Origin of the sequence: Verrucomicrobium sp. BvORR034 (assembly GCF_000739635.1) — a bacterium.
In the GTDB taxonomy this organism is placed as follows: domain Bacteria; phylum Verrucomicrobiota; class Verrucomicrobiia; order Verrucomicrobiales; family Verrucomicrobiaceae; genus Verrucomicrobium.
Genome location: NZ_BATQ01000018.1, coordinates 1 through 24,416, shown reverse-complemented (window position 1 = coordinate 24,416; position 24,416 = coordinate 1). Strand labels below are relative to the sequence as shown.

Sequence of the window (24,416 nt, the reverse complement as noted above, 5' to 3'; positions counted from 1 at the left end):
ATTTCCTGAGGGGTTCTATGCGGAGCGGGAGACCCGGACCTGGGCGGCGCGGACAAGCTGACCGCCCCTCTGGTAACCGGGTAATATTTCCTCGATCACCGTCTGATCGGGCACCGATCCGTCCACAGTCACGCTGACGGCGGTCATCACGGCTGGGTCAAGGATCCGGCCTTGAGTGACGATCCTTTCCAGCCCGGCCTTCCTCAACTGTCCGTCCACATGCCCGGACAGAATCGCGAAGGCTTCGCCCTGGACCTGCCACGCATTGCGCCAGGTCTGCAGGCCGGCACGGGCGGAAGGCCACCAGGTGGGAGACACTTGAGGAGGGCTATCGAAAGCGGTTTGGATGCGCCGGATCTTGTCGGCCGTCTCGATCAGCGCCAGACACCAGTCTGAGGGGAGCGCATCTCCCTGCTCCTCCTGAGATCGTTGCAAACGCAACTGGCGGGTCTCCTCACCCAGGGCGGAGAGCGAGTCGCCCAGCCGGGCGAGCACATCAGCCGTGCGGCGCCCCGAGCGACGCCACTCCGTGGTTGCAGTGGTGAGTTGCTCGTAGAAGGATCTCAGGCTGGGTGCCTCCTCAGCAGCTGCAATGTCATCCGCCTCCGGCTCAGCCAATTGATCGACAGACTCAAGCCAGGTTTCGAACTCCGCACGCAGGGCCGACTTCCACTCGACACCAGCAGAGGAACTTTCCGGATCAACATCGGATCCGTGAGGAAGGGGAAAAGAAGGATTCATTTGGCACAAAGACGGAGGTACTGCTTGAACTGGGCGGCGGGCATGGGCCGGGCCACTCCGGGTTGTTGAAGGTAGCGGGCCAGGGCATCCAAGAGCGAAGCCCCCGGGGCAGCGTCCCGGAAAAGCCGCCACATGTCCCTCAGCTCAGACGTGCGGATGCGTTCATAAGCCGCGTTCAGCAGCTGAAAACCTTCCGGATCGTTTTCTGGAGAACGCGTCTGGATGCCTTTCACATACGCGAGGCGTATTTCCTCGTCACCCGCGTTTTCGGTGACACCCAGTTCAAGATAGGGATTCATGAGTCAACAGGGGGTTGGAAGATTTAGAACAAGTCGAGCTGGTCAGGATGGGCGACCTTTCCACGCCCCTTCGGCTTGCTGGGCAGAGGGTCGGACTCATCTTCATCGTCGTCCCCACCCATCATGATTTCGGCGAGTTCCTCGTCTGAGCTATGCTTGGCGAAGTCAACCAGCAAGTCAAACATCTCGACCGGTATCACGCCCTCTTTGATCACCCGCTTCCGGAAGGCGGCAACATCGCGTGGATGGGTACCCTTGATCTGGAGGATGATATCCATAAACCCACGGATGTCGTCATTGGAAAGCCCCCCGTCATCCTCATAGCCGTCCGGTCCTGACGGAATGACCTCGAATATCGGATCGTCAAAGCCTCCCCTTCTTTTGGAGTGAAGCTCCTCCACCTTGTGCCGCAGCTTGCGAGCCCTCTCAGCCACCACCGGCAGACCTGCCGCAGTGGCATCGTTCGCCAGCTGTTCCAGATAAAATTCCGGCTCGTAAACCGTTCCGCTGAAACAACGCAAATCGTCCAGGACAGCTACAGCAAGTCTCAAGCGAGGGTCTGCTTTTGGCCTGTGCTCTTTCGAAAGGAAACGCTTGTGCAGGAGGAAAATCAGGTAGTCGCACAGCTCCTTGAACTTGTCATCCTTCTTGTCTCTGGTCACGTGCGACACCAGGGCATCAGCCAGTCTCAGCACGGCTTCGGGGGACTCCGTTTTAAATTTCACTGCTGACATGGCAGCCTCCAGAGGCTTCCGAAGCTGCCCCATCGTGCCGGGAGACTTGCGTCGCAAGACCCAATACTCAAAGACATCCAGCAACTGGATGATGGTTTCAGACTTCACAGTAGGGAGCGCCGCCTTCCAGCGCGCGGCGTTGTCCTTGGGCGCAGGTAAAACGAAGCAAATGCAGAACATCTGCTCGAAATAGACCGCCACCAGAGGATGGGGTGCCAGGGCTATGCCCTCTTCACGGACCGCCGCGAAGCTGCCCCGTTGATGGCCTGCCCCTTGGATTAACCGCATGCACCACCGGGACCGCGTCTGGACCTTGGCCTCGTTCACCAAAAGAGGTTCCACACCGGCCCATTCATCTGGAGAGGCTTTCCCCTCTCTATCTATGATGTAACCCGCCCTGGCAAACACCACATCTTCCTGCAGACGGGTGTCGAGGGGATCCAACCGCAGCGCTTTCTCCAGACTGGCCAGCGCCCTCGAGAAGTTCTTCAACTCCAGGTCCAACTCAGCAGCCAGCACCAGCACGCCCTTGTCTTCCTCGAACCGCTGGCACATCCCTTCAAGAAGCTCCTGCCGCTTGAAAGAATCTCCCTCTACCCTCTCCAAGACCCGGCACAACCCCAGATAGGGCTTCACCCAATCCGGCCGGAGCCGAATGGCCTTTTCAAACTCGGCGTGGGCAGCCTTGGGGTTGCGCATCAGAATTCTAAATTGACCGGGAATCTGCGATGGCACCATGGCCTCATCCGCCCACTTCTCTGCCATCCATACCCGGGCCAGAGCCTCAGTCTCAGGCGACAACCCTCCCTCGGCCTTCCAGACCCGAACATAGGTCTCGAAAACCGTCGGAATGTCAGTTTCCTTCAGGAAGTCCAAGTTCAACATGACACTCCGCAGCAAGGCCAAGGCCTCCTTGGGACGGACAAGCGCCTTTGGCAGGTCATCCAAAACTGCAACCAGCAGTTGATCCCGCCGATCATCACTTAGCTCCCCGGTGGCAAACACCTGATCCGTGAGCGTGCCGGCCACATTCGGAACAATGGTCGGAAACTTGCCTTTCGCGCCATTGCGCAGAGCATGATACGCGCGGGACGCTTCGCCTTTGATCCAGTGAGATTCCGCCTTTGCCACGGAAGGGGCCCACCCGGGGTCCCCTCCCGTCAGAGCGAGGAGGCCAAATGCAAGCTGCTCATCAGACGGCTTGGCACCCTCCGCCGCCGGTGCCTTCAATAGGGAGAGGTAAGGCACTGAGGCCTTGGTCAGCAACGCGGAAGCCGTCAGCGTGCTGAATCCTTTGATGGCTTTTTCGTTCTCTCCCTGGTGCGTGAAGACGACCGCCCGCAGGAACGACTTCCAATGCTGCAACGCAGACTTCAGCGACAGAGGACGCAAGAGATCCTGCGCTGCGGGAAAGTCACCGTTGCCCACGGCCTCCACTGCGCGCCCTATCGCAATCAAATCCTGAAGAATCTGGGAGGAACCCTCCTTCAGGGTCGGGAGACTCCTCGACAGCGCCTCTGCCACCCAGGCATCAATACGGTTCCAATCAGAAGAAGCAATCTCCTCTCCTGAACTGAGTTTTGAGGCCAGTGCTGTCACCTCATCCAATGTGGGAAGGCGAACCGATGCGGAAGCCTGCGGTGGGGCAGGAGTCGCTCCCGCCAGGCTCTCCTTTTGCGCGACAATTTCCTTCTTCAGTAAATCGACGATCTCCTTGGGAGCGATCGTTGCGAGGTAGGAAATCACCTGTTCCGCTTCCGAAATCTGCTTCTTGGAGATCATCTCCAAGGCCAACCCCGTATTGGCCTCAATCAACAACGGCAGGAATGTCGCTTTGTCTGCTTTGCAACCCTGCTTCGCCTCATCACGAGCTTTGCGCCACTGCTTGGCACTCAACAGGCTGCGCACCTTGTCTGTGGCGGATGGGGCCGGGGAATTGGAGGGGGCGGCGGGCTTCATACGACGGAGGGATTTCTTTATCCCACCCACCGTCACGCGCAACCTGCGACCGCCGAGGAATCCTCATTTGCCAGCCTGACAGCAACTAACGCACCACTTCAAAAGACCGCTCCAACGGCTCGGCGCTCTGGAGTTTGGGTTCGATAGACCGGCCCCACTGCCAGGCCACCACGGTGACCTTCACCGGAAACCGGGCGCGGGGTGGCAGCGGGGTGAGATGCAGGGTGTCCCCGTCCACCCAGGCGGGCCCCTCGCGCACATAGAATCGCACCTTCTCTCCGGAGTCTGCGGTGGCCATCAGGGGCACCGTGGTTGTTTCGGACTTTTGATTGGAAAGCGGGGCAAAGGTGATGCGCTGGGCAGGGCCGGAAGTGTTGCGCACCGGGATCTTCAGAAGCGCCTGCTGCACGGCGCGTTTGTACTCTCCATCTCCCGGATGGCTTGCCTGCAGCCAGATTTCCCCCGAACGGCGTGGGTTGTCGAAACCAAGCCGCCCAAAGGCAATTTGAAAAGTCTCGGGGCCGAGTTGGGTCACCGGGCCGCAGATTCTCTGGATGACAACTGGCCCACCACTGGAGGCATGACCGATCTCCGCACCAGCGGGAAGCTGGGTCCATTTAACAGGTCTCCCCTCTGGCACGGAATCAAGGAAAGTGCCGCGCAGCTTGAAGGTGACGCCATCTGGTTCAGGTAAGAACGGCAAGGTGACCTGCTGATGAGTGTTCTTGTCCTGCCCCGCCGTGACGCCAGCTTGCTCATAGCCCACCAGTTGGGCTTTTTTGTTCTCGCGCTCGTGACCGAAGGCCTCGATTCTCTGAGCGGTTTCCTGGTCGAAGCACCAGAACGCCTGCTCACGATCCCCGTTGTACTGAGCCACTGGATCAGCCGCTGACTTGCGAGATTGATCACGTCGCCAGCGTTCCACCAGCCACCCCTCGCGACTGGGATCCAGTGCCACCAGAGGCTGCCCTTCTTTAATCGGCAAGCGATACTGAGCCGCCTTTTGCAGATAGAACGCCAAGAACTCCACCTTGGCCTCGGAGACATCGAAGTGCCCGCCCCCCGGCTCCGCCAGAAAGGTGAGCGGCAGCCGGGAATGTGCGCGACGTTGTTTGAGGCCCTCTCCCGCCCGATCCGAGGCCCATTCATACTCTCCTAGAGTCACCAGCCCCGGCACTCCGTTGAGGGCATCCCCTGACAGTTTGGGAATGCCAGGATTCGTGGCGTACGGCCACTGCCCGCTGATGGAAATGGCCGCCAGAGTCCGCTCTGGCTTCCAGGCAGCAAAGGACCAGGGAAAGGAGGCCGCAGCCGAGTGTCCAATGGGGACCACAGGCACCGTGCTCAGCTCGGTGTGCCCGGACATCGCGCCCAAGGCGCTGAGAAATCCCTCGAACCTCCCACCCAAGACCGTATCCGCCTGGAGGTCCAGGCCCAGTGGTGGAGTGATCCAGACGGCGGCGAACTGCAAGTCTGCCAGCGCTTTGCGAAATCCGGGGTGCTCCAGGATGGGCTCCTCCTCCATGTTGTGCTGCCCCAGCAACACGCCCCGCAGCTTCTGACAGGTCGGCGGGATCCACAGATAGACGCGGGGAGCGGCTTGAGTCTCAGGGGAAACGATCCCCTCTACCGGAGCAGACCATTGCCACACCGCGACGTCTTCTGCTGGCAGCGGCAAGGCATGGCAGAACAAACCAGCCACCATGGCCAGCCAGACCGAAGGCCGGGGCATCGACATCATTTTCACCAGTGTCCGCAACTCTGCGGCAGTCATGCTAGCCCACGCCGGGAGCAGCCACCATAGAACATCTGTTCCACCCGACACCGCCAGGCGGACGCCCTGCGAAAATTTCAGACAAGGATTCCCTTCCCGGAATTTCCCGTTAGAATTTGCCGATGCCGTTCAGTCGCCGCCGCTGGCTTCAGACTGCCGCCCTGGCCCCCTGGAGCCAGGCGTGGGCGCTTCCGGCGTCTCCCACCCCCCAGCCGCTGGTACGCGGACGCCTCGCGGAGATTCAGGCAATGGTGGAAGATGCCGTTAAAAACCGACAGCTCCCTGGTGCCGAATGGTGGATCGAGAGGCAAGGCGTCGTGGCATCGGGCTTTCACGGATCGCGAGCCCGCGTCCCGGCCGTGGAGCCGCTGACCGCGGACACGATTTTCGACCTCGCTTCGCTTACCAAAGTGGTGGCCACGGCACCATCGGTGATGCTGCTGTATGAACAGGGCAAGCTGGACATCAATGACCGGGTCTGCCGCCACTTGCCGGAATTCACCGGGAGCGGCCGGGAGTTCATCACGGTCAAACAACTGATGACCCACACCTCGGGACTGCGACCAGGCATCCCACTCAACCCGCCCTGGACGGGCTGGGCGGCCGGGTTTCAACTGATCACTACCACGGAGCCGTTTCATCTCCCAGATGCCGAGTTCCGCTACAGTGACATCAATTTCCTGCTGCTGGGAGAGCTGGTGAGCCGCGTGGCCAAACAGCCACTGGACCAGTTTGCCAGACAGCATGTCTTTGATCCCCTGCGGATGAAGGACACCACGTATGTGCCGGGAGATGCGCTGAAACCACGCATCGCCCCCACGGAAAATGACGAGAACGGCCAGCTCCTCCGTGGCGTCGTGCACGATCCCACCTCCCGTCGCATGGGCGGGGTGACGGGTCATGCCGGGCTGTTCAGCACCATCGGTGATCTGGCCAGATACGCGCGCATGATGCTGCGGCAGGGGGAGCTGGAGGGTGCCAGGGTCTTGCGCCCGGAGACGGTACAACTGATGACCTCTGTGCAATCGCCGCCCGCCATGGCCGACCAGCGGGGGCTTGGCTGGGATCTGAACTCCAGCTACAGCCGCCCCCGGGGCATGTTGTTTCCTGATGGTTCCTACGGCCACACGGGATTCACCGGCACGTGTCTCTGGATCGATCCGGCATCCGGCAGTTTCTACATCTTCCTTTCCAGCCGGCTGCACGGCACCAAAGGGCGCACCAACATCCTTTCCATCTATGAGCGGATGGGCACGCTCTCCGCCCAGGCCGCAGGGTATGTGCTGACGGGCGGAGCGGGCCTCTGAAACTTACGCACCACCCTGCTTGCGACGGGGCCCGGTGTGCACGGCTTCACAAATCTGGCGATACACACCCGCCACCTGTCGAACCGGGAGCTTGATGCCTTTCACAGGCGTCATCACTTGTTCCGCGGCAGCCACGCGTGAAGCTGCCGCCCCGGTCTGGCGCGCGGATTTTTCCCACACCTCGAAGCAGCGGGTGAGCAACTGGCCGCGAGGAATACCACGCCGCAGCAGGCTGATCAAACCTGCGGTGGCTCCGTGACCGGAGACCACGGATTCCGCTTCCTTGCTCGCGACATCCTCCGCAGGCACCAGGCTGGAGCTGCTCTGCCAGATGAAAAGGCCGAACAGAACCAGACCACCGATGAAGAGGCCCTGAAGGTGCAGACGACGGGCGAGCGTCATGATGCCGGGAGTCTCCACCGTGCCCAGATGAAACTCGTCAAAGATCACTTCACGCGAGGGGCCTACTAGCCAGGCCAGGAACTGCGGGGCCCGCTCCTTCAGCAGAGCTTCATTGCTGGCAAAGTAGCTGTCCGTGGCCACCACCACGCTCCCCTGGCCGATGCGTTGCTCCGCAATCATGATGGAACCATTAGCCGCGGCAAGGGCCGTCCAGCGGTCGGAGGTGGACACCGGCTTTTCGTCTTTCTCCTCGTCCTTGTTCCCGGCTTCCGCCTTGTCTTCCCCCTTATCCTCCGCCTTGTCATCCAATGCGGGTTTTTTCTCGGGGATTTCCTCGAACTTGAGGGACGTCCGGCTGTACCACGCCGGCAGCTCGCCGTCCTTCAAAGGCAGTTGGGGGGACTTCTCCAGTTCAATCGCTCCCTTCGCCGTCATGACAAAGTTCTGCCGGTCCACCGTTAAACCGAGTACCTCCTTCAAGGATCTCGACTTCAGCAGCCAGGCCATTTGCTCCTTCAACTCCTCAAGCTTGCGCTGATCCTCACCCTTCTTGTCTGCTGGTTGAGCGGGAGCATCCTTTTTCGCAGCCTGCTCGCGTTCCCGCTTCTTCTCCCTTTCCTTCCGGCGCTCTTCCCGCTGTTCGCGCTCGCGTCGCTCGGCGTTCTCATCGCGCCGCTTGTCCACGCGATTCTCCATCTCCTTCCAGTTGCCGACCTGGCCGTCCAGCGTGATCACCACCCGGCCGCCGCGGGCGGCAAAGGCCTGCACGTCCTTGCCATTGAACTCCCTGGAAGCAAACACCTCCGGGGTCAGGCGCAGCAGCATGAGGGTCTGGCCGGGGCCGCCCTCGAGCTTGTCGAGGCTGCGGTAGTTGCGCAGTGCTTGTGTGCCATCCAGACGGTCAAGGGACTCAAACAGCACCCGCGATCCCAGAGGATCACTGCGCAGTGAGGAATAAGGGGGATAGGCATTGCCCGCCGAGAAGCGACGGCCGATGATGCTGGAGAGGCACCAGACGGCAAAGCACCCCAGCAAAACAAGGATGACGACAGGGACTGCGTTGTTACGCTGCATGGCGGGTGATGCGCTCGTGTTCCTCCTGGAAGCTGGTCATGAGTTCCTGTGTGACGTCGTGCCAGCCGTACCAGACCCGGTCAAAGGTGCGAACCTGACGCAGAAAGCTGGCCTGCACGTCCTCATGCCCCCGGGCTTTGCGGTTGATCTCCCGCACATAGTCTCCGTTGGATTTGGTGCCGCTGATCTGGAGCATGCGTTTCTCGCCGAGATGCGCCAACGTTGCGAGGAAGAGGGCACGCAGGGCCAGCCTGAGCTCCCCGGCCTCCATTTTCTCACGAGCCATGCGTAGCCACTCGTTTTCCGGCAACTGCGTCGCCACGACGTGCTCGCTTTCCAGGTCGATTTCCGCCGGGGCAGCTGCGGCCTCCACCACCTGGGTGAGACGCGACTGACGCCAGTTGCGGTAGAAGAGCCAGAGTACCCCGAGGACCAGCACCACCGCCAGCACGATCAGGATCTTGGGCATCATGGCCATCCAGGCCGATCCCGTGGGGGCGTCAGTGGGCATGTCGGGCATCTCCTTCCCGCCAAACAACCAGTCAATGAGATCCCCGATGGCATTGCCGATGTGCTCCAGCATGCTGTTGATCCAGGCTCCCAGATCTTTGAACCCGCTTGCGAGCCAGGAGCTCTCCTCCTCCACTTTCGGACCGCCGTCCCGCGGCATGCGCCACTGGTATTCTGAACCTTGCAGCACGCTCTCGATGTTCTGCGACAGCTCGCCGCCACGCTCGGGCGCTGCGGCAGGGGCCGAGGCTGGAGCCGTGGACTGAGCCGCCACCGGAGTTGCCGCTGCGAAGGAGCAAAGCGCCAGCAACAGGGTCACCCCCGCCGTGGCCGCCCGCAGAGAGATGATGCGCCGCAGGATGACCGAGAGATCGGCCCCTGTGGTGCGGGATTCGCCATAGAAGCACCGGAGAATGTAGATGCTCTTCACCAGGGGATTGATCCCCAGATAGCAGATCATCACCAGCAAACCCTGAATGCCAGTGCTGAAGAGAAGCGTCCAGTTCATGCTGAAAGGGTTCTCAATGCCTGTGAAGGACTTCAGCAGCATGGCCCCCATGCCGAATCCGATGAAAACATTGAGATACATCAGGAAGGCCACCAGCTTGATGATGCCGATGGTGGTCGCGTTCTGAAGCCACTCCAAATGAGACTGCCGGGCGGCAATGCGGACCAGTTCTCTCGTGGTGCCGCCCTTGCGGAAATGATCCACCGCCAGAATGGTCACGTTGTGATAGAACGCGTAAGTCCACGGGAACGGCAGCATGGCCAGAAGCGCAATGGCCAGCACCCAAGGAGCGGTCGCGTGAATAAGCATCTGGGAGGCCACGAGGCGGCACCACCCGCGAAACGGCAGGGCCCCCGATGGCGGCCTGCCTTGCACGACGGCCTCCAGCTGGTCGCAATACAGTGCCTGACCGATCTTCATCACCCCATAGAGGAGGGCAAGCACCAGGGAAGACTCCATGACATGGGCTCCCGCACTGGCTGAGCGGGACATGTCATTGAGGAAAAAAAACAAGTAGAGCGCGAACGGAATGGTCGAGGCGTAGTAGGTCAGCCACGCCGACGACGGGGATCGTCTCAGCAGGTGGGTGGCCTCCTCCAACAAGGTGATGAGGGTCGGCAGGGTGGATGGCTGGCGGTGGGCCATGGGGGGGAACTCGGGAAGGGAGTGTCTGTGGCGATCCGGCTACATACCGGAGAATTTCATCCAGATGGTGCCCTCATGCACCTCGGCGGGGATGTTCAGCAGGATACGCCCCACTGCCCAGGTGGTGAACCACAGGATCGCAACCCCCAGTACCGCCTGTAGGCCAGCGGTCACCAGGAACCAATCCCGCTTGGGCTTGTCCTTGACGCTGGTCTTCTCCCGGTGACAGGCCACGCACACCATGCGCCCCTCCAGATCCGTGATGCATTCACGACAGAAGGTGTTCCCACAGGAAGTGCAACGGGCCGCTGCTTCCCGGAGGGGATGATTGAGACAGATGGCGTTGGACACGGGAAAGAGGGATTTGCAGGAGAGACCGGACTCTTAGGCAGCTGGATCCAAGGGGGGCGGCACCGGAGGAGGAGTGGCGAGAGCTTCCGGAGCGAGCCGGCGACCCCGCCCACCGTACACGACAATACTCAAGCCCAAAATGAGGATCAAGCCCCCCAACATCACCAGACCCCAGCCCCAGGGCTCACACTGCTCCATGGAGTAGTCGGCCAGGAAAGAGAGGATGCGCTCGTTGCCAACCGCCTTCTTGCCAAACATATCTTCGGGATTGTTCATCCCCTGGTGCATGACCGCCGCGATCGCCAGAATGTACATGCCCAACCCGGCCAGCAAATCCACCACGAGATTCGCCCAAAGACACGTCAGCAAGGTGCCAGGGGTCCGGTAGCGGGACGCGTGAACGAGGCCGATGATGCCCAAGACCGTGATCAGGGTGCCGAGTACCACGCTGGAGATGGTGAGCGCCAGCCCCGGAACAAAAAGCTCTGCTGCCAGCGCGGGTCCCCACAGGAGCATGAGGAGCCCGGTGAAAAAGGTCCAGTTGCTGCCCTGCCAGGGAGGTTTGCCGCCCGGGATGGAGGCCCCTGGTAGCAAGGGAGGAGGCAGAGGCAAAGCGGCTGCAGACTCCGCACCGGGTTGGGCTGGGAAAAACGAGGCGGACACCAGATTGCTCTGCTGCCTGCGACAGAGATCCTCCAGAAGACGCATGACGGGTTCCGCCTTTTGCACGCGGACCAGTGGCTTCAACCGCAGGACCTGCACGGCCGTCTGGAGGGAGCAACGGCAGGTGCGCCCGCGGAACATATTGATCAGCAACAGAACCGTGAGCATCACTCCCGGGATGACCAGAGAAATCGGGAGAAACGGCTCCTCATCACGACTGAGAAACGCCAGCCCAAGAAAGAACACCGCCGCGAGCCCCATGCCGATGGAAGCCCAGATGTAAGACTTCGTGGTGACCAGAGTCAGGGCTTGAATTTTGTCATAGTCCACCCGGCGGTACACCTCACTAAACGGGAGAATGAATCCCCGCCCCTCGACCACAAGCAGGTGGTCGGGCCCCTGCCAGAGGCTGCCCTTGCCGCCGGTGCCGCCGGCCAGATGTTTGTAATCGTCAAATGACTGCTTCATCGGCCAACTCAATCAAAGTTCTTGGACACAAGCGCGATGAAGAGCACCACCCAAGCCGCGCACTGAAGGAGGCTCAACAACCCGGCCCACACTACCCGCCCCCGGCCGCGAGGCACCAGACTGCGAGGCTTGCCCCAGGCGAAGATCGCCAAGCCCAATCCCGTAGGGGCCGTGATGAGACTGACCATGACGCACATGGCGATGAACGCCACCCCGACCGGTCCCAGCAGCAGCAATGGGATGCAGAGGAGGAAGGGGGCCAGGGTCGTCAGGAGGGCGATGTTGTCCCAAAGGACGCGCCGTGACTGGAAACGGGAGTCCTGCCGCTTGAGCCGGAGATTGTCCAGGCACTTGAAACAGACGGTCTCCCCTCCCCACTGGGCTGCCCAGGCATCGGAAATGAAAACACCGCAGTGGCTGCAGGACGTGGTGGCCCGGCGCTCGGGGTTGTAGAAACAAACATTGTCCCCCGGACCGGGAGGATCATCCGGCAGCGAGGGTGGCCGGGGGGCGGCGAGGTTGACTCCCGCACCCGCAGTCAAAGCCGGGAGGACCCATGCCTGCGACACCCGCCCACAGAGCGGACAGGGGGCGCTTTCGCGCCCCTTGAAGGCTTCTTGGGGGATGGCGTAGCCGCAACTGGTACAGCGGAGGGTGGCCATGATCACTGCCGGGGTTTTTTCTTTGGAGGGCCGGAGTAGGGTCGGCGCTACTTGCGCACCACGCGGGTCGCGCAGACCCGGTCATGCAACGCACGCTTCTCGGGATCGAACGCCGCCATCCACCATGGGAAGGAACCCAACAGAAAGCCAACGAACATGGAAGCGAACATGCCGAAGGCAATTCCGCCGGCGAAAGCTTCCCGATTGCTTTCCATGAGGGATCTGAAGCCGCCAAAACCCAAGGCCATGACCAGCATGAGCAAGACGAAGACCACAATGCCCAAGATCAAGCCACTGAGCAGATAGTCCGCCGCAAAACGCCCGAGCGACCGGAGGTAGGACGGCTTGGTACCGTCAGCATTGACCACCTTAAAGCCCAGAGCCAGCTTGCCTAGCGTGGCACTGTATTTGCCCGTCATCCAGGTGTAGTAGCCCGCCCAGATGACCAGTTGCAGGAAATTCATGACCAGCTGCCCAACGATCTGAATCCCTGCCGTCCCGGCAGAGTCTCCTCCAGTGGCACTCGCCATGCCCAAGCCAAATGCGATGGGCAGGAAAAGCAGGCAACTCCCCACGGAAACCACGATGTAGTCAATGAACCGGGCCAGCAAGCGCCACCAAAAGCCGACGTACTCCATCGCCCCAGGATGGGTGGCCTCGGTGACCACGCCTTCCCGCATCTGCTGGAGGAGGAGCCCTTTGTCATACACCGGCACGCCACCGAGGGTGGGGGTGGCGGGGCTCACCTGAGTAAGGTCAGGCCGCACTTGGGAGAGCGGCTGCCAGTCTGGCAGACCTTCCCTCCAAACCAGCGTGTTGGTCGGAATGGTCCCACCACGCACCAGCGTGGTCAGTTCCATGTCGGAGATCGGGCCCTTTTGTTGTCCGTTTTCAGAGTAAAACCAGTTCATGTGTCGGCGGGATCTGTCTTGGGTTGGGAGAAGCGTGAAGAGCGGATGCACCCTCGCTGAGAGAAGCCGTGGAGAAAAGCAAAAAACCTGCCCTGATCCTCAATTCCTTTCGCGTCCGAAAAGTCGTCCAAAGAGACCCGGCTTCTCCTTGTGGGATTCTCCTGGAGCACCCCCGTTTGCGGCAGCATTGGAGGAGGGCGTGCTCAGCGGGACTGGAGCGGTGGCCTTTGTCACAGGCACGGGCTTTTCCTGGGCTTGGCGCACACGCTCAAGCAGGTCCGGATGCAGTTTCTGCAAGGGAGCCCATTCCTCAAGTTCCGGCCGCCAGACCAAGGTGTCCTTCACCAACGCGCCTTCAAGGGCGAGCTTTTCCAGCGCCTCCTCGTTTACGGGCCCCAGCGCGTGACCCTCGACTGAGTAATACCAGTTCATGCCGGAAGGGATACTGCCCCGCCCCTTCCGGGATTGCAAGACTTGGGTGCCTGATGCTCAAGTTTCCTGCACCAGCCTGACGCGACCTCGAGAACCATCCACCCGCACCCGCTGCCCGTTGGTCAGCCGCGAGAGGCACTCACGCACGGCCATGACCGCCGGGATGCCCATCTCCCGGGCGGTGACCGCCCCGTGGGACAGCGGACCACCACTGGCCGTGATAACCGCGCTGGCCAGATAGAAGAGCGGGGTCCAGGTCGGACTCGTGGTGTGAGCGACCAACACCGCGCCTTTGGGAAACTTCGCGAAGTCGTCAGCCGACAACACGCGAAAGACTTCGCCCTCTGACTCTCCCGGACTGCCAGCGAGGCCGGTCATGTCACCAGAGTCTTCCAGAGGTTCCGGAGCCGACTCTCCCAGATTCCACTCCGGCTCCCGTGCGGCATCCGCCATGCAGGCGGCTTTTTGATCACGGACCTGTTCTCCCAACAGTCGCCAGGCGGTACCGCTACCCGCATGCACCGCCGTTTCAATCTGCGCCTCATGCGCATAGAAGATGTCCATGGGCTCTTCCAACACGCCGCGCGCCACGAGCCGATCCCCCAGCGCCCGCAATCCCATGCGCAAAGGCTGGTTGAGCCGGGTGGTCTGGTAGTGCTCCAGATCATCCAGGCTTGTGTAAGCCCGCGCCAGGCGGAGGATCTCAGAGAAGAAGTAGTGGGCCTCCTGCGGGAGCTTGCTGAACAAACGAAACTCCGCCTGCTGTGCCGCCACCTTGATTTCCCGCTCCTTTTTCACCGGAGCCGCATGCATGGGTGAGGCAAGGATGATCTTGAGGTTGTCCAGGACCACCCACGGTGCCTCACGCCATGGAGGCTGATAGGCATCAAAGTCGATTTCACGGTGTCCGTGGTTCTCGAGAAAGCGCTCAAACTGGGCGTTAAACTCCTCGAACGGTTCGAGCAGATGGTCCTCGATGATCTCGCGCGAGGGAACCTCCTTCAGCAAGATTGCCAGAGTGGGCTTCTGCTGGGCTCGATGCGCCAGCTCAAACAGCTCCCGATTGATCTGACCGGTCTTGGTCTCACACCAGGACATGAGGGTGTCGAACATGGGCCGCGCGTCCTGCTCACCGACCACGTAAGCAAGCAGCTTCAGCAGCAGACGGCACAGCACCGACTGGGTGATGGAGATGGCGATGTTGGGCCGGAAGTAGGTCGCACCATGCGCCACTACCTCCTTCACATGCGTCCACAACGCGGTCTCGTTCATCTCCTGAAGCGGTACCATGGAAAACACGCCCAAACGGATGAGGTAGCCATCGAGATCCCGCATCCAGGTCACCGGCAGTTCCTGTACCCAACGGTATTCTTCCCGGAGCCGGGGCATCTGACCCAGCAGATCCTCCAGGTTGGTGAAGTGGAAAGGGGTACGTCCCGCATAGAGCCGCACGGCATTCTGGTTGCCATAGATGTAGTGGCCGAAGCTGGCGAACCACTTCCCGCGGAACGCCGGGTAGTCCATGAGGCGGAAGGAATAGTGCAGCGATTCGTGGAAACCGGCATCCACAAAATCCCAGGTGAGCGGCGTGATGACGTTGGGAAAGCGCTCGGCGGACTCGTCCCGGGTCCACTTGGGTGGGATGGTGGTGATGGGTCGGGACTGGAGCAGGTGCAGCGTGCCGCCGAGCAAGCCCCATTCGATGTCCTGCGGAAAGCGGTAGTGCCGCTCCACACGGACCAGGAGCGCCGCCAGCTCGGCAAGCTGCGCATCGCTCAAGCAGGCGCAACATGCGGCGGCCCCGTCCACCACACGATCCACCGTGCCCTGGTCTGAGGAAACCACCATGTGGGACTTGGTGGCCACCGTGCGGGACTTCACCGTACCTGTTGCTTTGTCGAGTTCAAAGTGATCCACCTCCGCCTCTCCGCTCACGACCGACTCCCCCAGCCCGTAGTTGGCATCCACCACGATCGTGCCGAGATCGCCGTTCACAGGATTGATGCTGAAGGCCACGCCGGCAACGTCGCAGGGGACCATTTGCTGGATCACCACCGCCATGCTCGCGTGCGTGTGGTCAAAGCCGTGCTCCCGCCGGTAGGCGATGGCGCGGTCATGCCAGAGGGAGAGGAAACAAGCCTTGATCTTCGCCAGCACCTCGTCTGGCCCAATCACATTGAGGAAGGTGTCGTGCTGACCGGCGAAGGCCGCACTGGCCAGATCCTCCAGGTTGGAGGAGGAACGCACCGAGTACGCCTGCCCTGCCGGGCGGGCGGCCAGGGCCTCGCGCACCTCAGCTGCCACGGCCTCCGGGAGAGGTGCCAGGGACAGCTCTTCCCTAAGGCGTGCACTGCCCTGCTGGAGGCGAACCGGATCCTCGGCGGAGAGATCCGCGGCCTGGGCGAGCACCTCCCCCAATCCTGATACAAACTCCTGGTACGCGAGGGTGGTCACCACCATGCCTGCGGGCACCGGGAACCCGTTCTGCGTGAGCAGGGCAAGGTTGGCTCCTTTACCCCCGCAGAGATCCACCCGGGTGGCGCGTTGATCGTCAAATGGAAGCAGCAGGCTCATGTCGGCGTGAGGATGTCGGGTGTGGGTCGGGGGCATGAAGGTATCGGGTCAGCCAGATGGCAAAGCCGGCCAGGGCAAACCCAGCCATCACGTCCGTTACATAGTGGTAGCGGAGGTAGATGGTGGAGAGCCAGAGGCCAACGGTAGGCACCAGCCAAAGACGGAATCGGCCGGGTGCAAAGCGACGGTCAAACCCCAGGAGAAATGCCGTCACCGCCGTGTGGAGGCTGGGAAAAACATCCACCCGGTTGCTCCCCGCCTCCACGAGGGCAGCATTCCACTTGGTGAACACCCAGCCCTCCAGCGGCACGGTGTAGCGGGCGGCAAAAGCGGGGTCCAAATGCGGTCCAGCGGCAGGAATGAGGGTATAACCTAGAAATCCCAGCCCGTACACGGTGAAAAATCCCGCCGTGAAAAGGCGGGCAAGGCCGAGATCCCGACGATAATAGTGGATCCAGCTCAGCAGCAGGCCCGCGAAGAAGGTGAGGTAGCAAAAACTGAGGATCTCCGTAGCCCAAGGGTTCACCCAGGACTGGAGCCAGAGGGAGGGGTGCCCACCGAGGAGTGTTTCATCGCACTTTTGCAAAGCCAGGTCCCAGCGACGGGTCGTCATGGCAGGCACAGCCGTGCGGATGGCCGCATAGGTCAGATTGATCGCCAGGGGGAAATAGAGGAGCCTCAGGTACATGGTCCACCGCCGGTGCGGCAGCCGGAGTGACAACAGGATCAACGCGCCGCTGACCAGCAAAAGGCTGGTAAAGAGAATCGCATCACCCCCCCACCCCTGCCTCATCACCAGCCGCACGGTTCCAGAAATCCAGAACAGGGCGAAGGCGATTTCATGGGGAAGGATTCTCCAGGAATCCAGCCGGGTCATGAGCGGTCAACCTCCCGAATCAATTGTTCGTGAAACACAAGCGCCTGGCGTCGCAGTTCCGGATGCCGGAGGGCATTGTTGACGGCGATGGCCACCTTCTGAAAACGATGGGTGAGTTGTTGGGAAACAAGGGTTGCCACGACGTACATCAGAGCAAAGGCTGGGTGCCCGCTGAGCAGGGCGATCAGCACCACCAGGGCACCCCAAAGGAGGAAGGCGGGCACACCCACCATGATCTTCCACAGACTGACCACATTGAGATCATCGGCCATTTTCCGGGCGGCCAGCCACCCCAGCAGCAACGGTGGAAGATTGAGCCACACCCCTGGGAACCAGAGCGTGCCAAAGAGGAAGAACGCGGTGACGTACACCGGCACAGGTTTGATGGGGAAAAGAGGTATGCCTTGATACAACACCAACGGCAGGCCGGGCATGGCGGCCTGCCGGTCGCGGATGGCCTGCTGAAAAGCACGCCAGGCTTCCAGCATCGGGGCCGGGATGCCGCGCTCCAGCCGCTTCATCATGGCAAAGTACTCGTGCTGCGTCCCCAAGGTGAGGGCGAAGGCGATGTGCTGAACATCCTCCTGTTCCTGCTCCGTCGCGACATTGATGCCAACGACTTCCAGAGCGGCCGAGGTACGCTCCTTGATGGCGAGAAGCCGGCGGCGGTCTGAAGTTGACTCCTCGAAATCCAGCGACACTGGCGGCCCGATGACCACCTCGACGCGGCGCTGGAAGAGGCTGGGCTCTTCATAGTGGATGCCCAAGGGGATGATCTTCAGGTCACTGCGCCCTGCTTTTAAGTGCTCCAGGATCAGGTGTGAAGCCCCCGCCCGGAAGGGAAGGTGCCGGGGGCCGAGCGTGCTGGTGCCTTCTGGGAAAATCGTCAGCCGCCCCCCTCGCGCAAGCAGGTCCTGGCATTCCTGCATGGCCTGCTGGTTGATCCGGTCTGCGTCCGGCGTCTTGGCCCGATCCTTGTCCCTCACCACTTCGATCCCGGAAAAGAACAGCCGCCCAAACCAGCTCCGGCACAGTTGCACCGATACCATGAACCGGGTGGGGGCCAGGAGGGCGTGATAGACAAATGCATCCACCGCGCCGTTCCGGTGCAGGCACAGAAACAACACAGGGCCTTCCTCAGATCCGGGCAGATGTTCCCGCCCTGTCACAGTGACGCGGTCGAAATAGAGCCAGGCGATCAACCGGTGAAACCTGGCATGCCAGCCAGGACGCATGGCGATACGGTCGCCCTCTGCCAGAGGCAGCGGCGCAGAGGAGTCAATTGAGCGGGATGGAAGCACGGCGTTGGCAGACGGGGATCTCCCCCGACAAGACATGCATCGGAAAATGCCAGCGATTGTGACACGGTAATGAGTTTCTCCGTTCGATTACCGCCGCACTGCTGAATCCGCCACCGTGCCATCCTCAACACCGGCACTGGCATCGGCTTCCAAATGCTGTGAGAGACAGTCCAGAATAAAAACCGCCTCCCCTGTCTCCGGGCTATAGCGAACCCGCGCAAGGGCGACTCCCGCAAAGGCGAAGACCCCGGGCAGAAAGGCGGCAGCCGCCAACTGGGTTCCCGCCACCCGATGGCCCTCGAGGAACTGACGCACTGCAAAGATCAAGAGCGCCCCCGCCCCAGCCCCAGCCCCCAGCCCAAGGAGCAGAAACATGGCAGCCGATCCCGGATCCAAACCCACCGTACCCCGGATCACCGTGCCTTTGCCATCCGGTGTTAGGGTGCCAATGAACACAGGGTTAAAGGAGTTTTGATAAGTGAGCCTCTTGGCGAGACGAAATCACCGGAGATTGATCGAGCCAGTGAAGGGCTGGCGCTTCAGGGCTTCCGGGCCATCGGCCCAGCCCGCCCAGTCTGTACAGATCAACTGCTTGATGCGCGCCACGCAAACTTCCGGCGGCAAGGGAGAACGCAGCACCAATTCTCCACTTGGCGGCTCCTTGATCTCGGATCTCATGGCAAAACCGTAGCATAGCCTGTCGGATCCGCCAGCAGGTGCGTCACCATGCCGAAGGCATAAACCAAAAAAGCCCCATCATGCTGAGAGCACGACAGGGCCTTGATCAGTGGGGAAACACCCCAGGGAACGCGTTACTTCTTCTTCTCTTCCTCGGTCTTGGCAGCTGCCGCCGTGGCTTCCGTCTTGGGCTTGGTGTCATTAAACAGATGGAGCAGCCCACCGTAACCAGCCTCCTGCATTTTGGCCTTGGGGATGAAGCGCAGGGAGGCGGAGTTGATGCAATAACGAAGGCCACCTTTGTCCTTGGGGCCATCATTGAAAACATGACCCAGGTGGGAGTCCGCGCGGTTGGAGCGGACTTCGGTGCGGACCATGCCGTGGGTGTTGTCTGCGAGTTCCTTGACCTCTTTGTCGTTGATCGGCTTCGTGAATGCAGGCCAGCCGCAGCCGGAGTCGAACTTGTCCTTGGAGGAGAAAAGCGGGTCTCCGGAGACGATGTCCACGTAGATGCCCTCCTCGAAGTGATGGTCATACTCGTTCGTGAACGGGCGTTCCGTGCCGCTCTGCTGGGTGACGGCAAATTGGACGGGGGTGAGCTTCTGCTTGAGCTCTTCCTTGGTCGGAAGGGGGGCGCGGGGTCCGGCGGCGTCAGGTTTGGCGGCGGCTTCGGACTTGGGTTCTTCCTTTTTCTCAGGTTCTGCAGCTTGGGACATGGTGGCGAGGGAAAGGCCGGCAACCAGGGTCAGGGCGCGGGCGGCGTGAGCGAGGACACTGCCCCGGACGGCGGCGATGGGGTATGGGCGAACAGTGGACATGGGTAGAATACGAAAGGATGAACTGGTTCTGATCGGGATTGCAAGCCGGCGGTTCAAACAAACCGCGCTTAGCATCCCTGCTCTACCCCTGTAAGACGAACGAACGGTGGAATATTCCCAAGGAATATTGCCCATGGCCGCAATCTGGTTGCATTCGTAGCCATCCTTTTGAGGTTCAACTATGATTCGATTTTCCCTATTTGGATTCCCGATTGCCATTCACTGGATGTTCTGGGTGACGGCAGTGTTTTTGAGCGGCAAGCCATTGGCCAAGTCGCCGGAGGATTTCCAGTACCTGCTCGCTTTTGTCCTGGCAGCTCTGATCTCCATCATCATCCACGAACTGGGCCATGCCTTCCTGCAACGCCGGTACGGCGGCAGGGTGCAGATCATGCTTGTAGCCCTTGGTGGGCTCGCGATTTCGGACCGTGGATTCTCCCGCCCTCAGCACATCAAGATCAGCCTGGCCGGTCCCGTCATCCAGATACTCCTGGGGCTCCTCGCATGGAAACTCCTCAAGATGAGCAGTGGAGACTCGCAGTTTGTCGTCGATTTCCTGAAGGCGTTCGCGTGGGTCAGCATCGTCTGGGGCGTTTTCAATCTTTTCCCCATCTATCCAATGGATGGTGGCAAGGTGCTGCTGCATTTCCTTGGACCCCGCATGGAAAAAGTCACCTATCTGGTCGGCATCATCGGAGCCGCCGTACTCGCACTTTGGATGCTGTCCCGTGGCAGTACCTTCACCACCCTCCTGCTTGGCATGATGGCGTACGAAAACTTCCAGCGCTATCGCGGTGACCGCCCCGCAGGTATGCTTTACCCCAACTGATTCCGTCCCGGCTGCCGCCCTTCTACCATTACCTTTCCATGAGCACTCCCCTCGAAGATCTTTTCACGGTATTGCGCTTCCCCAGCGTCTCCACCGACTCCTCCCGGCGTGATGACACCCGCGCCTGCGCCAACTGGCTGGTGGAAAAGCTGAGCCGCATGGGGCTGAAGACCAGTCTGCATGAGACCCCAGGGCATCCGGTGGTGATCGCCCAGAACGAACATCGCCCAGACCGCCGCACGGTGTTGATCTACGGTCACTATGACGTGCAGCCAGCAGAGCCTTTGGGCGAATGGCGGACTCCGGCCTTCGAACCCACCCTGGTAGGCGACCGCATCATGTGCCGCGGATCCGCTGATAACAAGGGTCAGTTCATGGCCCATGTGTGCGGAGTGGAACAGGCCTTGCGGGAGCACGGCGACCTGCCCGTCAACTTGACGTTTCTCATTGAAGGTGAGGAAGAAATTGGCAGCCCCAACCTCAAACCCTTCCTGCTGGCCAACAAGGAACTGCTCAAATGCGATGTGGTGGCCATCTCCGACACAGGGATGGTGGCGAAGGGCAAGGGCACGTTCACATATGGTTTGCGGGGCATTGCCTGCGTGGAAGTGACGGTGCGCGGTCCCGGGATTGACCTGCACTCCGGCCTGTTTGGCGGAGCGGTGGCCAACCCCAACATGGCGCTGGCTCGGATCCTCTCCACCTTCCACGATCCTGAAGGCAGGGTCTCGGTGGAGGGCTTCTACGACGCCGTGCGACCGCTGGCCGACTGGGAACGGGAGTCCTGGGCCAAGCTGGGAGACTCCGCCGCGGAGACGCAGAAGCTGACCGGAGTGCCGGAGCTCTTTGGGGAAGCGGGCTATTCTGACATGGAGCGCCGCTGGGCGCGGCCGACAGCCGAGATCAATGGCATCGGGGGAGGTTATCAGGGCGAAGGCTCGAAGACAGTGATCCCGCGATCCGCTTTTGCCAAATTCAGCTTCCGTCTGGTACCTGATCAGAACCCAGAGGACATTCTTGCCAAAGTAGAAGCCCACCTTCGCCAGCACACCCCTCCCGGTGTGAATCTGGAAATCGAGCTGGGTCATACCGGCCAGCCGTACCTGATGGATCCCTTTTCTCCCTTTGGTCAGGCCGCACAGAACGCCCTGGAAGCCACGTTTGGAGGCAAACCCGCCCTGATCCGTGAAGGCGGCAGCATCCCTATCGTGCAGGCCTTCCGCGATGTACTGGGCGTGGATACCCTTCTGCTGGGTCTGGCGCTGCCCGACTGCCAGGCTCATGCGCCGAATGAAAACTATCCGGTGGCAAACTTTGAAGCAGGCATCCGGCTCAACCAGCATCTGCTGCGCGAACTGGCCAAATGATCGTCGAGGATGGCAACGCAGGTTTTTTGTCACACAGGGCCTGCGTTGCACAATCAGAGCTTGTCCCCCTCTTCACATCATCCCGACTGATCCATGAAAACACTCTCCCTTTTTGCGATGGCCGCTGCTGCGGTTCTCTCTGCTCTCCTGCCCGTCCAGGTGCAGGCTGATACCGTCGATGGCAAATCCTCCACCAAAGATCTGGTATGGGTGGCCCGCTCCACCAGCGATGGCGGCGAACTCTTCGTCTCCTGGGCGCATGGCGGCACCGGTGCCAAGGTGGCCGACCTGGTAGGGCTGGGCGCGCTGAAGGTGCACTTCTCCTCCGATGACCGCTGGCTCTTCGTCACCGATGGCGGCAGCAGTCTGGGAACGACGGTGCGCCTCTTCAAGCGTTCCACCGGCCTCACCTACAAGGAGGTGAAGGAGTTCGACTTTGACTTCGCCGTGCAGCGCCTGGCCGCACAGATCGAGGGCGGCAAGGAGATCAAGGACACCTTTCTGGACCGGAGCTACCTGCGCTGCGTGGGCTGGAGCAAAGACGGTCCGCAAGCCTTCCTGGCGATCAGCGGCAAAGGCACGCTCAATGGCAAGCGGTTCGAGGTGGAAGACTTCACCTGCGTGTTTGACCCCGTGGCCCGTGTGTTCTCCGCGGTGAAGAAAAAGTAACTTCCCAACGCGGTTCTTTCCCGAAACCCATTCACAAAAAAACGCCGGTGGTCTGCAGCCACCGGCGTTTTTCGTTTGAAGAGGATCGCGAGAATCAGCGCCCGCCCAGCTTGGAGTCCACCGAGAACTTGCCAGCGCCGGTGAAGAAGAGGGTCACAAATCCGGCGAGGTAGATAAAGGCGAGCTCGCCGCTGCCTGCGCCGGAGAGCACGGCTCCATGGGCCACGAAGAAGGCCACGGCCATGGTGACGATCAGGAACACTGCGGCCACGCGGGTAAAGAGTCCCAAGACCAGCAGCACGGAGCAGACCAGTTCGGCAAAGAGGGCCAGCATGAGCTCTGGTTTGGCCCCCAGGCCGATCACGGATTTGAACTGGGACAGGCTACTGTCAAAGTTCTGGGCTTTGACGAGGCCGTGAAGCACTCCCATGGAAAGACCGAGCCAGAGTCGGAGGACCAGGAGGCCGAGATCGGTGCTGCGGGGAATGAAGTTGAGCTGAAGGAATTTCATAGGTGGGAGTGCTTACGTTCGAGGGTAGTGGGTTGGTGACCCATTAGCAGGCCTTTATTCCAAAAAGTTGGCCCAGTCTTGCCATCAAGACGAGGTTCGAGAATCACGCGGCGATCAGGCCTTGAGCTTGGTGACAAAGTTCAAGAAGCCTTGAGCCTGGGACTTGAGGCGGGCGACCACATCGGGATCGATCACCGTGCCATCATCGCCGAGCAGCGAGTTCACGCCGGGCATGAAGACCCGCTCCGGGAACACGAAGGCATTGCGGTAACCAAAGATGGCCTGGAGTTGCTCCACGGGGCGAAGGGCTCCCCACATGCCCGCACCGAGTCCGGTGAAGGCCACAGGGCGATGTTGAAAGCTCTCGGGGAACTTCAGCATGTCGATGAAATACTTTAGCACGCCAGGAACGCTGCCGTTGTACTCCGGCGTCACCACGTGAAGGCCGTCGCTGGCCAGGACGGCGTCGCTGAACCGGGAGAAGGAGGCAGGCTTGCTGGCGTAGGAAGAGGGATGGAAAATCTCGGGGGGAAGCTCGGCGAGATCGAGAATGTCCACCGGCTGGCCCAGCTCAGCGTAGAGGCTGGCGACTTGGCTGACGATTTTTCGGGTGTTGCTGCCGGGGCGGTTCGTGCCGCTCACAAGAGTGATTTTCATAAGGCGAAGACGGAAAGGGTGGCCAGACGTTTTTCGCACAGGAGCTTGGGTTTGTCGTCGGGTTTCCCAAGCCAAGGTGGAAAGGGAAGGGCGGATCAATGGTGCCTGAATCTGTCGAAACTTGGCACCATCGGAGAGAGGCGAAACTTGCAGACGCTTCGGCTAGTGCCTGCCAAGGAACCTCGCGGTGCGGTAGGCAGTCAGACCATCACCATTCCCCCCTAGCAACGGATTCGCGAAGGGGAGCGCAGGCGGCTCGCCTGCTTCAGCCCGGCGGCCCGCCGGGCAGGTGAGGTGGCTGGAACAAAAAGAGGGCCTCCACCGGATAACGATGTGCTACGCGGGCGGGGCCGCCCTTGTGGCAGGCGAGCCGCCTGCGCTCCCCAAAAACACCCGTGTGCAGGTCGGTCGCGCGTTTGGTGCGTTCTCCTCACGTCGACAACTACAGGGGCGCTGGGTGGTTGGTGATCAAGCACCAGTGGGCGGGAGTTGGGGCGTGAGCCATCGGGCTGGGTGCGGATACAGAAGGTGTTTGAGGATTCCTTCTGCCGTGCACCCCCCAACACCGGCCGTAGTTGTCGACGTGAGGAGAACGAACCAACTCCTGCTCAGTCCGCAGTTAATCCCCGAAGGGGATTTCTAGCACAGCCCAGTGGTTGGACGAGCTCTAAGCGAGTCAACCCTGGGTACCTACG

General features: G+C 61.0%; 22 protein-coding genes and 1 pseudogene. 4 read left to right on the top strand and 19 right to left on the bottom strand.

All coding sequences use genetic code 11. The features are described 5' to 3' along the window. Window positions 1–15 precede the first annotated feature (15 nt). The 4 genes from grpE to BV034_RS04035 all read right to left on the bottom strand — a co-directional run bounded on the left by grpE (window position 16) and on the right by BV034_RS04035 (window position 5,507). A complete protein-coding gene (grpE, locus tag BV034_RS04050) occupies window positions 16–741 on the bottom strand; it encodes a nucleotide exchange factor GrpE (protein WP_050024382.1) in 726 nt (241 codons plus the stop codon). Beyond that, complete coding sequence (locus tag BV034_RS04045; RefSeq protein WP_050024380.1) at window positions 738–1,040, bottom strand: J domain-containing protein; 303 nt, start codon at window positions 1,038–1,040, stop codon at window positions 738–740. Before BV034_RS04045 ends, grpE begins: the two co-directional genes overlap by 4 nt. Window positions 1,041–1,063: 23 nt before the next feature. Continuing rightward, window positions 1,064–3,733 (bottom strand): hypothetical protein, encoded by a 2,670-nt coding sequence (locus tag BV034_RS04040; RefSeq protein ID WP_050024378.1) that lies wholly within the window; start codon window positions 3,731–3,733, stop codon window positions 1,064–1,066. An 85-nt stretch (window positions 3,734–3,818) separates the two neighbouring features. Next, window positions 3,819–5,507: a hypothetical protein gene (locus tag BV034_RS04035; protein ID WP_050024376.1), complete on the bottom strand. Its 1,689-nt coding sequence runs from the start codon at window positions 5,505–5,507 to the stop codon at window positions 3,819–3,821. A 122-nt stretch (window positions 5,508–5,629) separates the two neighbouring features. On the opposite strand from BV034_RS04035, the gene BV034_RS04030 reads away from it, so the two are divergent. Beyond that, complete coding sequence (locus tag BV034_RS04030) at window positions 5,630–6,814, top strand: serine hydrolase domain-containing protein (protein WP_050024375.1); 1,185 nt, start codon at window positions 5,630–5,632, stop codon at window positions 6,812–6,814. 3 nt (window positions 6,815–6,817) lie between these two features. On the opposite strand, the gene BV034_RS04025 is transcribed toward BV034_RS04030, so the two are convergent. The 13 genes and pseudogenes from BV034_RS04025 to msrB all read right to left on the bottom strand — a co-directional run. Continuing rightward, window positions 6,818–8,290 (bottom strand): DUF4350 domain-containing protein, encoded by a 1,473-nt coding sequence (locus BV034_RS04025; RefSeq protein WP_050024373.1) that lies wholly within the window; start codon window positions 8,288–8,290, stop codon window positions 6,818–6,820. Continuing rightward, window positions 8,280–9,953, bottom strand: coding sequence for a DUF4129 domain-containing protein (locus BV034_RS04020; protein WP_050024371.1), 1,674 nt, complete (start codon window positions 9,951–9,953; stop codon window positions 8,280–8,282). The genes BV034_RS04025 and BV034_RS04020 overlap by 11 nt, the downstream gene beginning before the upstream one ends. Before the next feature lie 39 nt (window positions 9,954–9,992). After that, window positions 9,993–10,304 (bottom strand): hypothetical protein, encoded by a 312-nt coding sequence (locus tag BV034_RS04015; RefSeq protein ID WP_050024369.1) that lies wholly within the window; start codon window positions 10,302–10,304, stop codon window positions 9,993–9,995. 33 nt (window positions 10,305–10,337) lie between these two features. Next, window positions 10,338–11,435 carry a hypothetical protein gene (locus BV034_RS04010; protein ID WP_050024367.1) on the bottom strand — a complete coding sequence of 366 codons (1,098 nt, stop codon included), beginning with the start codon at window positions 11,433–11,435 and terminating at the stop codon, window positions 10,338–10,340. A gap of 8 nt (window positions 11,436–11,443) precedes the next feature. Next, window positions 11,444–12,097, bottom strand: a complete 654-nt coding sequence (locus BV034_RS04005; protein ID WP_050024366.1) for a hypothetical protein — start codon at window positions 12,095–12,097, stop codon at window positions 11,444–11,446. A gap of 47 nt (window positions 12,098–12,144) precedes the next feature. Further along, complete coding sequence (locus tag BV034_RS04000; protein ID WP_050024364.1) at window positions 12,145–13,008, bottom strand: RDD family protein; 864 nt, start codon at window positions 13,006–13,008, stop codon at window positions 12,145–12,147. A 99-nt stretch (window positions 13,009–13,107) separates the two neighbouring features. Then, window positions 13,108–13,440: a DUF4339 domain-containing protein gene (locus BV034_RS03995; RefSeq protein ID WP_050024362.1), complete on the bottom strand. Its 333-nt coding sequence runs from the start codon at window positions 13,438–13,440 to the stop codon at window positions 13,108–13,110. 57 nt (window positions 13,441–13,497) lie between these two features. Then, entirely contained in the window at window positions 13,498–16,050 is a 2,553-nt protein-coding gene (locus BV034_RS03990; RefSeq protein ID WP_265592603.1) for a PEP/pyruvate-binding domain-containing protein, read from the bottom strand. Then, window positions 15,992–16,891 (bottom strand): phosphatase PAP2 family protein, encoded by a 900-nt coding sequence (locus BV034_RS03985; RefSeq protein ID WP_050024359.1) that lies wholly within the window; start codon window positions 16,889–16,891, stop codon window positions 15,992–15,994. The genes BV034_RS03990 and BV034_RS03985 overlap by 59 nt, the downstream gene beginning before the upstream one ends. After that, a complete protein-coding gene (locus BV034_RS03980) occupies window positions 16,888–18,192 on the bottom strand; it encodes a lysophospholipid acyltransferase family protein (protein ID WP_265592602.1) in 1,305 nt (434 codons plus the stop codon). Before BV034_RS03980 ends, BV034_RS03985 begins: the two co-directional genes overlap by 4 nt. Window positions 18,193–18,279: 87 nt before the next feature. Next, window positions 18,280–18,567: a hypothetical protein gene (locus BV034_RS03975; RefSeq protein WP_265592601.1), complete on the bottom strand. Its 288-nt coding sequence runs from the start codon at window positions 18,565–18,567 to the stop codon at window positions 18,280–18,282. A gap of 126 nt (window positions 18,568–18,693) precedes the next feature. Beyond that, window positions 18,694–18,870, bottom strand: coding sequence for a hypothetical protein (locus BV034_RS35620; RefSeq protein WP_265592600.1), 177 nt, complete (start codon window positions 18,868–18,870; stop codon window positions 18,694–18,696). Window positions 18,871–19,004: 134 nt separating this feature from the next. Beyond that, window positions 19,005–19,493: pseudogene (gene msrB, locus BV034_RS03970) on the bottom strand (peptide-methionine (R)-S-oxide reductase MsrB); the annotation flags it as partial. A gap of 376 nt (window positions 19,494–19,869) precedes the next feature. Here msrB and BV034_RS03965 point away from each other — a divergent pair. The 3 genes from BV034_RS03965 to BV034_RS03955 all read left to right on the top strand — a co-directional run bounded on the left by BV034_RS03965 (window position 19,870) and on the right by BV034_RS03955 (window position 22,553). Further along, window positions 19,870–20,517, top strand: coding sequence for a M50 family metallopeptidase (locus tag BV034_RS03965; RefSeq protein ID WP_081887558.1), 648 nt, complete (start codon window positions 19,870–19,872; stop codon window positions 20,515–20,517). 38 nt (window positions 20,518–20,555) lie between these two features. Next, window positions 20,556–21,884 carry a dipeptidase gene (locus BV034_RS03960; protein WP_050024349.1) on the top strand — a complete coding sequence of 443 codons (1,329 nt, stop codon included), beginning with the start codon at window positions 20,556–20,558 and terminating at the stop codon, window positions 21,882–21,884. 93 nt (window positions 21,885–21,977) lie between these two features. Then, window positions 21,978–22,553: a hypothetical protein gene (locus tag BV034_RS03955; RefSeq protein ID WP_050024347.1), complete on the top strand. Its 576-nt coding sequence runs from the start codon at window positions 21,978–21,980 to the stop codon at window positions 22,551–22,553. A 94-nt stretch (window positions 22,554–22,647) separates the two neighbouring features. Here the strand turns inward: BV034_RS03955 and BV034_RS03950 are convergent, their stop codons facing one another. Beyond that, the gene (locus BV034_RS03950; RefSeq protein ID WP_050024345.1) at window positions 22,648–23,064 is read right to left on the bottom strand and encodes a DoxX family protein; all 417 of its coding nucleotides are present in this window, start codon (window positions 23,062–23,064) and stop codon (window positions 22,648–22,650) included. Window positions 23,065–23,178: 114 nt separating this feature from the next. Further along, window positions 23,179–23,721 carry an NAD(P)H-dependent oxidoreductase gene (locus BV034_RS03945; RefSeq protein ID WP_050024344.1) on the bottom strand — a complete coding sequence of 181 codons (543 nt, stop codon included), beginning with the start codon at window positions 23,719–23,721 and terminating at the stop codon, window positions 23,179–23,181. Window positions 23,722–24,416 lie beyond the last annotated feature (695 nt).

Excerpts from the sequence above, each read along its gene's own strand:
- BV034_RS03960 (WP_050024349.1), top strand. The coding sequence starts at position 20,556 with ATGAGCACTCCCCTCGAAGATCTTTTCACGGTATTGCGCTTCCCCAGC.
- BV034_RS35620 (WP_265592600.1), bottom strand. The coding sequence starts at position 18,870 with ATGAGATCCGAGATCAAGGAGCCGCCAAGTGGAGAATTGGTGCTGCGT.
- BV034_RS04020 (WP_050024371.1), bottom strand. The coding sequence starts at position 9,953 with ATGGCCCACCGCCAGCCATCCACCCTGCCGACCCTCATCACCTTGTTG.
- BV034_RS04000 (WP_050024364.1), bottom strand. The coding sequence starts at position 13,008 with ATGAACTGGTTTTACTCTGAAAACGGACAACAAAAGGGCCCGATCTCC.
- BV034_RS04035 (WP_050024376.1), bottom strand. The coding sequence starts at position 5,507 with ATGACTGCCGCAGAGTTGCGGACACTGGTGAAAATGATGTCGATGCCC.
- BV034_RS04040 (WP_050024378.1), bottom strand. The coding sequence starts at position 3,733 with ATGAAGCCCGCCGCCCCCTCCAATTCCCCGGCCCCATCCGCCACAGAC.
- BV034_RS04025 (WP_050024373.1), bottom strand. The coding sequence starts at position 8,290 with ATGCAGCGTAACAACGCAGTCCCTGTCGTCATCCTTGTTTTGCTGGGG.
- BV034_RS03965 (WP_081887558.1), top strand. The coding sequence starts at position 19,870 with ATGATTCGATTTTCCCTATTTGGATTCCCGATTGCCATTCACTGGATG.
- BV034_RS03955 (WP_050024347.1), top strand. The coding sequence starts at position 21,978 with ATGAAAACACTCTCCCTTTTTGCGATGGCCGCTGCTGCGGTTCTCTCT.
- BV034_RS03945 (WP_050024344.1), bottom strand. The coding sequence starts at position 23,721 with ATGAAAATCACTCTTGTGAGCGGCACGAACCGCCCCGGCAGCAACACC.
- BV034_RS03990 (WP_265592603.1), bottom strand. The coding sequence starts at position 16,050 with ATGCCCCCGACCCACACCCGACATCCTCACGCCGACATGAGCCTGCTG.
- BV034_RS04005 (WP_050024366.1), bottom strand. The coding sequence starts at position 12,097 with ATGGCCACCCTCCGCTGTACCAGTTGCGGCTACGCCATCCCCCAAGAA.
- BV034_RS03985 (WP_050024359.1), bottom strand. The coding sequence starts at position 16,891 with ATGACCCGGCTGGATTCCTGGAGAATCCTTCCCCATGAAATCGCCTTC.
- BV034_RS04045 (WP_050024380.1), bottom strand. The coding sequence starts at position 1,040 with ATGAATCCCTATCTTGAACTGGGTGTCACCGAAAACGCGGGTGACGAG.
- BV034_RS03950 (WP_050024345.1), bottom strand. The coding sequence starts at position 23,064 with ATGAAATTCCTTCAGCTCAACTTCATTCCCCGCAGCACCGATCTCGGC.
- BV034_RS04010 (WP_050024367.1), bottom strand. The coding sequence starts at position 11,435 with ATGAAGCAGTCATTTGACGATTACAAACATCTGGCCGGCGGCACCGGC.
- BV034_RS03995 (WP_050024362.1), bottom strand. The coding sequence starts at position 13,440 with ATGAACTGGTATTACTCAGTCGAGGGTCACGCGCTGGGGCCCGTAAAC.
- grpE (WP_050024382.1), bottom strand. The coding sequence starts at position 741 with ATGAATCCTTCTTTTCCCCTTCCTCACGGATCCGATGTTGATCCGGAA.
- BV034_RS03975 (WP_265592601.1), bottom strand. The coding sequence starts at position 18,567 with ATGTTTCTGCTCCTTGGGCTGGGGGCTGGGGCTGGGGCGGGGGCGCTC.
- BV034_RS04030 (WP_050024375.1), top strand. The coding sequence starts at position 5,630 with ATGCCGTTCAGTCGCCGCCGCTGGCTTCAGACTGCCGCCCTGGCCCCC.